Genomic DNA, 13,255 nt, shown 5'->3' on the forward strand with positions numbered 1-13,255 from the left:
TATTTACGGTATTGCTCTTATTTACGGAAACAATTATACTAAATGTTATCCACACATATAATCTGAATATTCATAAAATTACGAGTGGGATTTCCTTTTTGGACATAGAAATTATAAAGTATCTCACCATGATTTTTTAACATTTACGTTTTTTCCTATTTATATAAGTTCTCACTATGAACTTATATACACCATTCCTACTTGCCTCTTAGATTACTATTATACTGCATTAAAATGAAGGGACTCCTTTTCTTTAACATAAAAATGAATTAGAAAAGATAATAAAATTAGGAGGATTACGATGGCCCGTCTTGATTCATTACATCCCATTGTAGAAAAAATAATCAACAATATTGAAAAATTAATGGTCGGAAAACGAAAAGAAACGATTTTAACCATGACAGCTCTTTTAGCTGAAGGTCATGTACTATTAGAAGATGTTCCTGGCGTTGGGAAAACAATGCTAGTACGCACTCTTTCTAAATCCATTGACGCCGATTACAAGCGGATTCAATTCACACCTGATTTACTGCCGTCAGATGTAACAGGTGTTTCTATTTATAATCCGAAAGAGCTCCAATTTGAGTTCAAGCCTGGACCAATCATGGGGAATTTTGTACTTGCTGATGAAATTAATCGTACATCCCCAAAGACACAATCTGCCTTACTTGAAAGTATGGAAGAAGGCACTATCACAATAGATGGCATTACAAGATCGTTACCAAAACCTTTCTTTGTCATGGCTACACAAAACCCGGTCGAATATGAAGGAACATATCCTTTACCAGAAGCTCAACTCGATCGTTTCTTGTTGAAGCTAACAATGGGATATCCTACACCAGAAGAAGAATTTGAAATTTTAAACCGGATGGAAAAAACAAACCCACTCTCCCATTTACAAGCTATTACAACAATAGAAGAATTACTTTATTTACAACAAAGTGTACGGGAAGTAAGTATGGACAAAGCAATCAAGCATTACATTGTAAAGCTTGTTAATCAGACTCGTTCTTATAGTTCTATACAGCTAGGTGCAAGTCCACGTGGCTCAATTGCTTTAATGAAAGCTTCACAAGCTTATGCATTCATCCATGGTAGAAATTATGTTATTCCAGACGATGTTAAATTTTTAGCTCCTTACGTTTTAGCTCACAGACTCATTCTAAAAATGGAAGCAAGATTTGAAGGAATAACAGGAGAACAAGTTATCGCCAAAATCGTTGCACGAACTACTGTGCCGACTCAAAGGACGAAGAACCTTTGATGAAGCGACTACTACGAGCACTATATCACGTTACGAAGTTATCGCTAATCCCTTTATGCGTAGTCTTAACATTTGTGTATGCTATGCTTCAAGGAGGATTTGTAAGTTGGTTTTTGTTTTACAGTACGATTCCTATTGGCCTTTATTCACTACTACTCCCCTTCTACGCTTTACGGGACGCTGAAGTAAAACGAATAACAAACCAAAACAAATATGCAGCAGGAGAACAATTTGTAAGCACGATTACAATAAAAAGAAAATTTCCTTTTCCCTTACTTTATTTAGTTATAGAAGATGAACTGCCACCACCATTTACAAGTTGTAGACAAGCAAAGATGAATAAGGTCATACTCTTTCCGGGATTGAAACGAAATATTTCGTTTCAATATGTTATTGATACAATCCCTAGAGGAGAGCACACTTTTTCAAGCGTACGTGTCAAAACTGGCGATCTATTCGGTATGATAGAAAAAGAAGTAACTTTTTCAGTTCCAGATACATTTTTAGTCTATCCCCAGTATGTAGATATAGCGTATCGACAATTGGAAAATCATTTCGAACAAGGGGCGCTTTCAGCAAATATACATTCAGCAAAAGACTCTACAGTCTCTGTCGGCGTCAGAGACTATAAACCTGGTGATCGCTTTTCATGGATTGATTGGAAAGCAACTGCACGAACAAACAATATTATGACGAAAGAGTTTGAACAACAGCGTAGCCATAATATCATGATATTCATGGACAGAACTGAATCCCCTCTATTCGAATCAGTCGTAACGTTTACTGCCTCTATTGTAAGGGCTGTCTTGAAGCAAAATTCACCAGCGTCATTCGTGTCTGTCGGAAAAGAACGAACTATTTTCCCATTAGACAATGGAGATACTCAGTTGCAACAAATCTTTTGCCATTTAGCGAAAGTACAAGCAGACAGTGTATTCCCGCTCTCCCAGAGTGTAGAAATGGAATTAAGAAAAATGTATCAGCCCGTCACGATTATACTCGTGACAAGCGGTCTTTCTCCCGATATTCAAAAGGCGGCTGACTGTGCTGCTATAAAAAATAGAAAATTAATGGTGTTTGTCGTGAAAGAAAAAGCGAATCAACTCTCACATCGAGAACTAAGTATACTAGAAACTCTACAAAAAAGAAAAATATTTGTAAACGCGGTTTATGAAAACCGGTATGCAAACGTGTTTTTTGAGGTGAGCAAATGATAACATTACATACAAAAAAACAATTGGATATGAACAGTTTTTACATGCATGCATGCGCATTTCTACTTTTACTAGAATGGCTAAGACCCCTTATAGGTATTACAAACGTAGGTAGATTAGATATTTTTGTAATATTTATAGGAATTTGCTTCACTCTCTCTTTTTTTCAAACGAGGTGGCAAATTGCTATAAAGATCATCACGATTTTATTCATCATTCATTTCCTATATTATAAAAATGCTTTTATAAATCCATCTTGGCTAACGAAATTTTTTACTGATATTTCTCAAAATTCCTCCCTGTTATTCCAGGGGAATTTGCTAGATATTTCTCCAGTTTTTCCAACAGTTTTATTTTTTCTATCATTTTGGTTTTTGAGTTCTTTCATCTCTTTTTGGATGATTCATAAAAAACGTGGGTTGTTATTTCTTGTATTGACTATTATTTATATCACAACTTTTCATAACTTACATTTATACAATGCAAACTACGCTATTATTCGTACTGTTGTCATCGGATTTTTTATGCTTAGTCTTCTTCGAATAGAACGAATAAAAGAGATGGAACACTTACAAAATTATGATAGAGAAATCTCAAAATTACTTAGACCTCTTACAATATTTATTGTATTGTCAGCAACCATCGCATACTTTGCTCCAAAATTCGGCCCTCAATGGCCAAACCCAATGAATTTTTTAAAATTCAACACATCCGAAGCGAGTAAAAAACAAGAAGTTTCTACAATTGGGTATGGTTTAGATGACTCGAGATTAGGTGGTCCTTTTCAGGCTGATCCTACAATTGTTTTCACAGCACAAACGCAAAACAAACAATATTGGAGAGTAGAAACGAAAGATTTTTATACAGGAAAAGGCTGGGAAGTTTCTGAAAATCAAAAAAAGATTTCTTTTAAAAGTAAAAACGACGTCGTGAGCTGGTACGAACAAAATACAAAAACGGAAACAACCGAAGCAACCATCACCATGCAAAAAAGTGATTTTCACCTTACCTACCCAGCAGGATTAGTATCAGTTGAGGCTTCCTCAGATGTATCATACAGCGTTGACCCATTTTCTGAAAAAATCTATACGATGCACGGAGACTCCTCTACTACTTTACATTCATATAAAGTAACGTATGAGATCCCGGAATTTCCCATAGAAAACTTGAAAGCTGTAAACACGAATGAAGGTCAAGAAACAAATCCTTATTTCATGACAAAGTACACACAACTTCCCGAATCATTACCACAGCGAGTAAAAGACTTGGCTGTCAATCTTACAAATGATAAAGACAACCGGTATGATAAAGTATTAGCTATCGAAAATTACTTCACAGACAACTCTTTTGTATACGAAACAATGAATGTTTCATTCCCTGCCAAAAGCCAAGATTATGTAGATCAATTCCTTTTCGATACAAAAAGCGGCTACTGTAATAATTTTTCGACGTCTATGATTGTACTACTTCGTTCTGCCGGGATTCCTGCTCGCTGGGTAAAAGGCTATACAGAAGGAACTCTTGACAATACACTTGCCTCTGCAGAAGGTCAGGATATTTATAAAATCACGAACGATAACGCACACTCTTGGGTCGAAGTATATTTCCCAGGATACGGCTGGATTCCATTCGAACCAACAAAAGGATTTACTAATCCCTATACTTTTACAAATAATACTCCTGCTCCTATTTCACAAAATAGCGAAGCAAATAATTCTAATAACCAGCAAATACATCAACGAAATAATGAAGCAAAACTTAAAAGTTTAATAGAAAATACAGAAGAAACTTCTACTAAAAAGGTCACAAATTCTAAAACTAGTTTTTCTTGGTGGTACGTATTCCTCTCTACGATACCAATTAGTATCATCGGATACATTCTCTTCACTACTAGAATGAAATGGATTACATTTTTTATTATTCTTTTCTATAAATACCGAAAAGATGATGTTGTTTATCAAAAAGCTTACGGCGCACTTTTAAAACAATTTGCGAGAATCGGCATACCACGGGGGGAAAGTCAAACATTCCGAGAATACGCTCTCCGCATCGATACACTTTACAACTCGGCCGATATGCAACAACTTACTTTCAGTTATGAGAACGCTATGTATCAAAACGGACAGACCGCAGCCGAATGGAAGAAATCCGTACACTTATGGGAAGTGCTTATGAAAAAAGCAGCTTCTCTACCTAAATCAAATGAATTCGATACAATGATTTAATCTTGATCATGTGAGTTTAAAGAAAATACCTCAAAGAGCAACTTTGTTCTTTGAGGTATTTTTTAATAACTATAATAAAAGATAACAAACTCCTAATTATTCCCCAAGTACCTTCTCAATCTCAACCTCTAAATCAACTGGCTTCGTTTGCGGCGCAAAACGCCCTACTACTTTCCCATCTTTTCCAATTAAAAACTTCGTAAAATTCCATTTCACTGCTTTCATACCGAGTAAACCTGGCGCTTGTTCTGTCATGTATGTATACAGAGGATGAGCCTTATCACCTTTCACATCAACCTTTGCAAACATCGGGAAGTTTACACCGTAGTTTAATTCACAAAAACTAGTAATGTCCGCTTCTGTACCTGGTTCTTGTCCTCCAAATTGGTTACAAGGGAAACCGAGTATTTCTAGTCCTTGGTCTTTATATTTATCATATACTTCTTGTAATCCTTTATACTGTGGTGTAAATCCACATTTACTAGCTACATTTACAATAAGAAGTGCTTTTCCTTCGTAATCTTTTAACGATTTATCTTCACCTGTTATTGTTTTAGCTGAAAAATCATAAGCTGTCATTGTTCCTACCCCTCTCTATACTATTATTCTATGTTTATACTATACTACATTCGTGAATATACAGCTTCTATTACATACTTACACACCGAAATGATAGCGCTTTATTTATGTTCGAAAATTCGACACAAACTACTAGACTTTTAGAATGGAAAGTTTTACAATTGAATTGTGAACAAAATGTGACAGTTTATATTCTATTATAATAGAAAAGGATGGTGTTCATTATGAAAACTGCACAACCTGAAACGATTTCAAATCGCGAGTTTTATTTCGTACTATATATGATGTTATTGTATGTTACTGGTTGGGTAATCGATGTAAATGATTTATTCTTAAGCTCCTACTTTAATTTAGCAGGAGAGATTACGCTTCCGATCGTTGGTGGCATTGTTGGACTGTTCGTTATGTCTATCAATAAAGAACAAACGAAATAACAACACTTTAAAAAGGCAGAAGACGAGCTTTCGTTTTCTGCCTTTTTCTATTTTAGCGTATAATAGAAACATACAGTAACTAAGGAGTGGTAACGATGAAAAAAGTAGAGCAGTTATCTTCACACCTATATCTTATTGATGATTTTGATTTACAACATAATGAACGAACTGGTACGTATGTTTTATTAGGTGACGATATTACTTTAATTGAAACTTGTGCAGCCCCTTCTCTTCCGTATATTTTAGACGGCTTACAACAATTACATATTGATTTAAACGATGTAAAAAACATTATCGTAACACACGTTCATTTAGATCACGCTGGGGCAGCTGGTTTAATGATGGAAAAGTGCCCAAATGCTACTTTATATGTGCATTCTCGCGGTGCTCGTCATATGATTGATCCAACAAAACTAATTTTAGGCGCAAAAGCTGTATACAAGGATGATTTCGATAAACTTTTCGATCCAATTCTTCCTATAGAAGAAGAACGCGTTCATATTGTACAACATGATGGTACGTTAAAAATTGCAGAAGACCGCATCCTTACATTTTATGATACACCTGGACATGCAAAGCACCATATTAGCATTCATGATTCATTAACAAACGGCATTTTTACTGGTGATACAATTGGCATTTATTATAGAGAGCTTGCAGACCTTGGTGTAGAGTTATATTTACCATCAACGTCCCCTTCGCAATTTCAGCCCGATGCGATGATTGCTTCTAAAAATCATATTCAAAGTATGAATGTAGATACTATTTATTTCGGTCATTACGGCGCTTCATCCAATGTTACAGAAGTATATAACCAACTAGAACATTGGTTACCTATTTTCGTTCATACTGGTAAAGAGGTCTTTGAAAAGTATAATGATTTCGATGAGGCTACTAAAGCATTACAAACTTTATTAATGGATAAAATCTCTTCTCACCTTACAAAATTAAACGTCCCATCCGATCATTCCGTTTATAACATTTTACATCTAGATATAGAAATTAGTGCGATGGGTATTATTGATTATTTCACGAAGCAAGAAAAAACAAATTCCACTATTTAATAACAGTAAAAGAAGAGATATACAACAGTAGTTATTGTATATCTCTTCTTTGAATATATTTTTAGTAAAGGATGGTGGAATGGAATGCAAAAAGTAATGCTATACCTCTGCTTTACATTATTTATCGTCTTATTATTATTTGTTGGAGTAAAAATTCAATTTTATTTAGATACAGACGCACAGGTGAACTTTAACGTTTATCCAAGATTATTCTACTTTACACTCTTCCCTCTTATAGTTGGTATTTTATTACGGTTCCTTCAATCTATTAATTACGCAACGAGTAAACAAAACTGGAGCTTTCAGCCGGATAAATTTATTGCTATTACAGTGCCTACACTATTCATTTCCTTTTCCCCTGCATTACTCTTTTCACCACTTGGCGAATACTTACCTTATTTAGCTAATATCATTCTTATAAATACAACTTTTGTTACGATTATTAGTTTAATAGCTGGTTATTCACTATTAGATTGTTTTATACAAAAAGATACTGCAAATATGAAAAAATATAATTGATAACCAATTTTTAAGTGTTGCTGATTAGGACATTTTGTTTATAAGTGCGCTATTATTTGTAAAAATCGCCATAAATGAAAAGGGGAATTCTGTTAAAATAAAGTTGGTCGTATATTATGTCAAAATGCATTTTAACCAAGGAGATTTATTATGTATAAATTAGGGGCTTTCTCTTTTCTAACGGTTATCGCAAGTATATTTTCTTTCTTTATCCTTAGAGGACCTAATGCGAATTTAACGTTAATTATTGTGACTCTAAGTATACTTTCATTACTCGGTATTATTTTTGCAATCGCATCAAAAAATGGGTTATTCGGAATAGTTGGTACTGCATTAAATGGCGTAATATTATTAGTTGTATACTTCCTATTGCTAGCAAAAGGCATAGGTGGTTAATATATTTACGTTTCAATAAGAAAAGCTCAGAGCTTAGACTCTGAGCTTTTTTACTTATCTCACCTTTTCGTCTACATACTCCATAAACTGCTCCGCTTTCATAAATCTTTCTTTATATGCCTCAGGTACTTCTTCTAGTTTTATTGCACCGGTTGATTTTGTCTTCACTCGTACTATTTCATGTGTCATTAAAGCTTCCATATAGCGATCAAACTCTTCTTGCGTTAATACTTCTCTACTTGATTTATGACCATTTAATTTATCAAAGTATGGTTGAAAGCCCATACTTACCTTTTTCATTTCTTCTCTTTTTGCTGGTGATAATGCATCATAATCAATATTACCGTTCGAATCCCCGTACGCAAGCTTTGCATTTGTTAATTTCTTTAGTTCTTTTGTAAACTCTTCATATTCTTTCGCATCCATTTCATCTTTCGCTTCTGATAATTTTGCATTAAAACGCATATACGCTTCTAACGTCATCGCTCCGGCGTGTTTTTTTAAATTCTCAAAAGATCCGTATATACCATCCGCCATAATAGATTGATACGCAAAACCAGTCGTCGGGATTAAAAGAGCTGCTGCAAGCACTCCTGCAATAAGGTGCTTCTTCCTTTTACTCCCCCCGCGATTCATTGTTATTTGCACGATTACTTTTTCTTTTAACTCCGGCGGGGCAACAATACCCTTTGCTTCTTCTTGTATAGTTTCCCTAACTCTACAGTCTAAACTCATTTCACATTCCCTACCTCTCCTAAAAATATTTCTTCTACTTGCTCTTTTTGACGTAGTTTTTTTAATGCCGCGTGAATTCTAGATTTCACAGTACCAATTGGAATATGTAATATTTGTGCTACTTCTTCTTGTGAATAATCGTGTAAATATCTTAAGATAATAACTTGTTTCAATTTATACGGTAATTTATGAATAAGTTCGATTAGTTCTTGGTTTGATATTTTACTTACCAGATCGTTAGAAAAATCAATTTGTACTGGTTTTCTTTGCTCTTCTGCTTTTTTTACAATTCGTAGTCGCATCCACCTCTTTCTTCTATAAGAGTGAATTTGTTTAATCGCGAGTCCAATTAGCCAAGGACGAAATGGCTTCTCGCTATCATACTTACGAAGCGATTCATATAGTTGTATGTATACTTCTTGAACGACATCATCTACATCTGTTTTATCGTCTAGTAAAAAATGTGCTGTCTTATATACTTCTTGAATCGTTACATCATACAACTCGCTATACGCTTCTTTATTTCCTGATAAAGTTAATTGAATTAAATCTGTACACACTGTTTCACCTTTCATATACCATCCCCCCTTTGTCTTACACTTTATATTGGCAAGTAATTCATATTTCGTTCGATTTTTTAAAGTTTTTTATATAAATTAATATAATGATTCCCTGAGTTCATAAGCTTCACTTATAACCTTGCATAACTATTATATAATTTTCCAATTTCTAATGACGCTTTAAAATGATTTATATAGTCAAATTTAGGAGGATATATGATGAAAGCTATCGTTGTAACGTCGTTCGGTGGTCCGGAAGTGATGAAATATACTGATGTTGATATGCCGACTATTTCAGACAATCAGGTGTTAATTCGTGTTGTTGCTACTAGTGTTAATTTTGCCGATATTAAATCACGTTATGGCAAAAAAGGAAATAAGACATTCCCTTTTATTCCAGGGATAGATGCCACCGGTATTGTAGAACGAGTCGGTTCTCAAGTTAAAAATATTCATCCTGGACAGCGTGTCATTGCTTTTCCTCAAAATGGATCTTACGCAGAATATATTGTTGCAAATGAAAATCTTACTTTCGTTTTACCTGATGAAGTTAATTTCCAAACTGCAGCCGCTTGCCCTATCATATCTTTTACAAGCTATAATTTACTCGCAAATGTTGCAAGGCTTCAACAAGGTGAATCTGTACTCATTCATGCAGCTGCTGGCGGAATTGGCACTACTGCTATTCAACTTGCAAAACTATTAGGGGCTGAAAAAGTTATCGGTACTGTCGGAAGTGAAGCAAAAAAAGAAATTGCTTTAGACGCTGGAGCTGATTATGTTATATGTCATCAAGATGAAGATTTTGTAGAGAAGGTCAATGAGCTGACAAATGGCCAAGGGGTTGATGTAATTTTAGATTCTATTTCTGGAACGGTTTCGGAAAGTAGTTTAAAATGTCTTGCTTATTACGGACGCCTCGTTCATTTCGGCAATGCGAGCGGTGAAATTGGCAATTTCAAAACGAAAGACCTACACGCAAGTTGCCGTTCTATACTCGGATTCAGCTTCGGCACTACACGGAAAAAACGTCCTGAATTACTCCAAGAAACTGCAAATGAAGTTTTCCGTTATTTACGTGATGGAAGTTTGCAAATTAAGGCTACAAAATCTTTTCCCTTTATAGATGCAGGGAAAGCACATGAATGGGTCGAAAGTAGAAAAAGTACAGGGAAAGTAATACTAAACGTTCAGTCCCCTTCCTGAAATGAATACTTGAAACAGAGGTGGCATTCATGGGATCAAGAATTATGCATGTGATTATCGCTAACGGTATTGCTGAGAAATTATGTATTCAAGATAAAACTTCTTTCTTACTTGGAGCTGTAGCCCCTGATGCTGTTCATTCAAAAAAAGAAAAAGGCACCTCACATTTTTATGCCGGTACAACGAAGAACTATACGAGAAGAATAGATTATGATTCATTTATTCATAAATATGAAGCACATATAGATTCCCCATTTATTTTAGGCTATTACACCCACCTCATTGCCGACGATAATTGGCTACAAGGCTTTTTTCTACCTTGGCTAAAAAATAGAATAGAAAATGACGAAACTATCGCACCTATGTACTATAACGATTTTAAATTGTTAAATGCAAAGTTGCTTCATCATTACGAAAAAGAACAACAGCTATTCTCTCTTCTTAATCAAGAGGCTCACATTGTGGATATCGCAGAAGTTTCTAAAGGAAATGTTTTAGCTTTTCGAACATACCTTTTTGAAGATATGTTGTATCCAGAGCAACATTTGCATGAAGAATTACAGGTGTTCACGTTTAATCAAATTGTCGGTTATATTGAAACCGCTATTGAGAAAGGCGCTTTTTATATCGAACAACTGTCGAATAAAAAGTCCACTTCAAATATTTAATCCCCCTCATTTTATACGAGGGGGATTTTTCCATAACATCATTATTTGTTCTTTTCCATAACCGCAAAATAATTCCCTTCACTATCAGCAAAGTTAAACACTTTACCAGAAGGCATAGTTACCATTTCGCCAACTGTAACATTTTTATTTGTTAAATCTGTATATAATTGATCAAGATTTTCTGAGAAGAACATTAAGGATGGTGTACCAAGATTCAATTCTGGACTCATTTTCGAAATAACTTCTTTATTATGTAGTATGATACTCGTTTCTGCATCTTGAGTTGGAGCGATTTCAATCCATCTCATCCCTTGCTTGTTATCTTCCTCTGCTACTACATGAAACCCTACCTTTTCCGTCCAAAAATTTACTGCCTCATCTTGATTATTTACATATAACATAATTTGTCCGACTTTATGAATCATTTGTATTCCTCCTAATGGTTTTTATATTCTATGTAGGTTTCTACAAGTGCTATTGTTATTCCTTTTGAGTTGATATGTACTTCTTTACAAAATTTATCGACTTACTCGTTCACTACTTTACCAATGAACAAAATAAGACGTAACTACAAATAGTTACGTCTTTCCCATTATTTATCTAGGCTTTTTCTTCCCAGTAAATGCTGGTTTCTTTTTCTTCGGTGCTTTCGGTTTCGTTTCTACAAATGATCCGTTGAACATTTCTTGCTTCGTAAACACAATACCTAATTTTTTCGCAAATTGAAGTAATTTACGCTCTTCTTGTTCTGTTACAAGAGACACGACCGTTCCTTCTTTGCCCATACGTCCAGTACGTCCTGAGCGGTGAATGTATTGGTCTACAGTGTCAGGTAACTCTAAATGAATTACATGTGTTAAATCATCAATATCTATTCCACGTGCTGCAATATCAGTAGCAAGTAGAATTTCTAATTTTCCGCCGCGGAAAGCACGCATCGTCGCTTCACGTTCTTGCTTACTTGCCTCTGCATGAAGAGCTGCTGCTTTCATTTTACGGAATTTCAATTTCTGAGTAATTTCATCTAAACGGAATGGGTCATTTAAGAAAGCAACTGCTTTTACATCGCCCATATGCATAATTCTTCTTACGTAATCATTTTTTTCGCGTCGCTCACAAATGATATACGTATGCTCAACTAAGCTTTTTGACTCTGCACGTGTTACACGTACTAATTGTGGTTCAACTGCTAAATCACGTGCTGCATCTTCTGCTGCTTTTGTCATTGTCGCTGAGAAGAATACTAATTGACGATCGCGCATCGTTGATTTAATTACATCCTGTGCAGCACCCATCATCTTTTGTTTCACTATTTGATCGAACTCATCAAATACAATCGTTTTCACTTCATGCATCTTTAGCTTTTTCATACGAATTAATTCTAAAATACGTCCTGGTGAACCAACAATTACTTTCGGGTGTTTCTTCAATTTTTCCACTTGGCGCTTAATATCTGCACCACCAATTAAAGATGCACCTGAAATATCAGTTCCTGCTGTAAATTTTTGAACCTCTTCATGAATTTGCATGACAAGTTCACGCGTTGGAGCTAAAATAACAACTTGTGGCTGTTTTACTTCAGGATTAATTTTATGTAAAAGTGGTAATAAGTACGCTAATGTTTTTCCTGTTCCAGTTGGAGATTCAGCTATAACGTCTTGTCCTTCTAAAATAGTTGGAATCGCTTGTTTTTGAATTTCAGTTAATTCTTTAAAACCAGCCTTCTCCCAAGCTTGTTGTAAAAATGGTTGCATATCTTTTATCATTTGTTTTTCTCCTTTATCTCTATTTTTGAAGAAAATGCTGTATTGTTCGCACCGTTTCTATCATGTGTGAAATAACAGCTATTAAATCATCAACATGGTCTTCTGTAATCGCTTTTTGAAATAGAACCTCTACCTTATTATGATATGAAATCGCTTGCTTATTATATTCGTATGAAACTTTTTGCATAATCATTCTTTCTTTTCCCCATATAGAACGCATGAAAGTTTCAATTTCTTCACATACTCCTTCTGGCTGTTCTATCGGGAATGAAAATGCTAACTTCATTTCACATCCTGGTGTAAACTGAGGCACTTCTAGTATTTCACCAGACAAGTTCTTTGCATCCACAGATAATGAAAATGTCGCTTCTACTAATGGTTCGAACGGTTCTGTTAACTGAAACGAGATATGATATATACGACTTAATGAAGCAAGGTCCATCATATCTTTTCGATCTGTTACAAGAATATCACCATGTAAGTCAAAATCATAAACAGCACCTTCTACGATTACTTTTAAATTGTCAAAAGCAGTTGGATCAAACATAATTTCCTCCAAAAAACAGGCGCCTTTCGATGGAAAGGCGCCACTTGATGTATATATAGTTTACAGATAAACGCGATG

At 34.9% G+C, this 13,255-nt stretch carries 15 protein-coding genes; 9 read left to right on the top strand and 6 right to left on the bottom strand.

The genetic code is table 11. The features are described 5' to 3' along the window. The first annotated feature begins 301 nt into the window (after positions 1-301). The 3 genes from A6J74_RS06240 to A6J74_RS06250 are packed head-to-tail and all read left to right on the top strand — an operon-like array spanning position 302 to position 4,703. Entirely contained in the window at positions 302-1,264 is a 963-nt protein-coding gene (locus tag A6J74_RS06240; RefSeq protein WP_000113093.1) for an AAA family ATPase, read from the top strand. Next, positions 1,264-2,478 carry a DUF58 domain-containing protein gene (locus A6J74_RS06245; protein ID WP_000826184.1) on the top strand — a complete coding sequence of 405 codons (1,215 nt, stop codon included), beginning with the start codon at positions 1,264-1,266 and terminating at the stop codon, positions 2,476-2,478. The genes A6J74_RS06240 and A6J74_RS06245 overlap by 1 nt, the downstream gene beginning before the upstream one ends. Beyond that, on the top strand, positions 2,475-4,703 hold the full coding sequence (locus A6J74_RS06250; RefSeq protein WP_000631295.1) for a transglutaminase TgpA family protein: 2,229 nt from the start codon (positions 2,475-2,477) through the stop codon (positions 4,701-4,703). Before A6J74_RS06245 ends, A6J74_RS06250 begins: the two co-directional genes overlap by 4 nt. A 96-nt stretch (positions 4,704-4,799) precedes the next feature. Here A6J74_RS06250 and bsaA read toward each other — a convergent pair whose 3' ends face one another. Then, entirely contained in the window at positions 4,800-5,282 is a 483-nt protein-coding gene (gene bsaA, locus A6J74_RS06255; RefSeq protein ID WP_000127913.1) for a glutathione peroxidase, read from the bottom strand. A gap of 224 nt (positions 5,283-5,506) precedes the next feature. Between bsaA and A6J74_RS06260 the strand changes: the two genes are divergently transcribed. From A6J74_RS06260 to A6J74_RS06275, 4 genes are all read left to right on the top strand, one after another. Then, positions 5,507-5,716: a DUF3925 family protein gene (locus tag A6J74_RS06260; RefSeq protein WP_000844988.1), complete on the top strand. Its 210-nt coding sequence runs from the start codon at positions 5,507-5,509 to the stop codon at positions 5,714-5,716. Between the two features lie 95 nt (positions 5,717-5,811). Beyond that, on the top strand, positions 5,812-6,780 hold the full coding sequence (locus A6J74_RS06265; RefSeq protein ID WP_000754963.1) for an MBL fold metallo-hydrolase: 969 nt from the start codon (positions 5,812-5,814) through the stop codon (positions 6,778-6,780). Between the two features lie 84 nt (positions 6,781-6,864). Beyond that, a complete protein-coding gene (locus tag A6J74_RS06270; RefSeq protein WP_001174537.1) occupies positions 6,865-7,299 on the top strand; it encodes a hypothetical protein in 435 nt (144 codons plus the stop codon). Between the two features lie 150 nt (positions 7,300-7,449). After that, a complete protein-coding gene (locus A6J74_RS06275) occupies positions 7,450-7,695 on the top strand; it encodes a hypothetical protein (RefSeq protein WP_000277248.1) in 246 nt (81 codons plus the stop codon). Positions 7,696-7,749: 54 nt separating this feature from the next. On the opposite strand, the gene A6J74_RS06280 is transcribed toward A6J74_RS06275, so the two are convergent. Both A6J74_RS06280 and A6J74_RS06285 read right to left on the bottom strand, forming a co-directional pair. Next, positions 7,750-8,430 (bottom strand): DUF3600 domain-containing protein, encoded by a 681-nt coding sequence (locus tag A6J74_RS06280; protein ID WP_000050709.1) that lies wholly within the window; start codon positions 8,428-8,430, stop codon positions 7,750-7,752. Next, complete coding sequence (locus A6J74_RS06285; RefSeq protein WP_000675626.1) at positions 8,427-9,005, bottom strand: sigma-70 family RNA polymerase sigma factor; 579 nt, start codon at positions 9,003-9,005, stop codon at positions 8,427-8,429. Before A6J74_RS06285 ends, A6J74_RS06280 begins: the two co-directional genes overlap by 4 nt. Before the next feature lie 204 nt (positions 9,006-9,209). On the opposite strand from A6J74_RS06285, the gene A6J74_RS06290 reads away from it, so the two are divergent. Both A6J74_RS06290 and A6J74_RS06295 read left to right on the top strand, forming a co-directional pair. Then, the gene (locus A6J74_RS06290) at positions 9,210-10,196 is read left to right on the top strand and encodes a quinone oxidoreductase family protein (protein WP_000644648.1); all 987 of its coding nucleotides are present in this window, start codon (positions 9,210-9,212) and stop codon (positions 10,194-10,196) included. A gap of 29 nt (positions 10,197-10,225) precedes the next feature. After that, on the top strand, positions 10,226-10,864 hold the full coding sequence (locus tag A6J74_RS06295; protein ID WP_000535613.1) for a zinc dependent phospholipase C family protein: 639 nt from the start codon (positions 10,226-10,228) through the stop codon (positions 10,862-10,864). A gap of 41 nt (positions 10,865-10,905) precedes the next feature. On the opposite strand, the gene A6J74_RS06300 is transcribed toward A6J74_RS06295, so the two are convergent. From A6J74_RS06300 to A6J74_RS06310, 3 genes are all read right to left on the bottom strand, one after another. Continuing rightward, the gene (locus A6J74_RS06300) at positions 10,906-11,289 is read right to left on the bottom strand and encodes a VOC family protein (protein WP_000581484.1); all 384 of its coding nucleotides are present in this window, start codon (positions 11,287-11,289) and stop codon (positions 10,906-10,908) included. A gap of 171 nt (positions 11,290-11,460) precedes the next feature. After that, positions 11,461-12,630, bottom strand: a complete 1,170-nt coding sequence (locus tag A6J74_RS06305; RefSeq protein WP_000588603.1) for a DEAD/DEAH box helicase — start codon at positions 12,628-12,630, stop codon at positions 11,461-11,463. 19 nt (positions 12,631-12,649) lie between these two features. Then, positions 12,650-13,177 (bottom strand): hypothetical protein, encoded by a 528-nt coding sequence (locus A6J74_RS06310; RefSeq protein ID WP_000460213.1) that lies wholly within the window; start codon positions 13,175-13,177, stop codon positions 12,650-12,652. Between the last annotated feature and the right edge of the window lie 78 nt (positions 13,178-13,255).

Source organism: Bacillus sp. FDAARGOS_235, assembly GCF_002073415.2.
GTDB lineage: Bacteria > Bacillota > Bacilli > Bacillales > Bacillaceae_G > Bacillus_A > Bacillus_A toyonensis.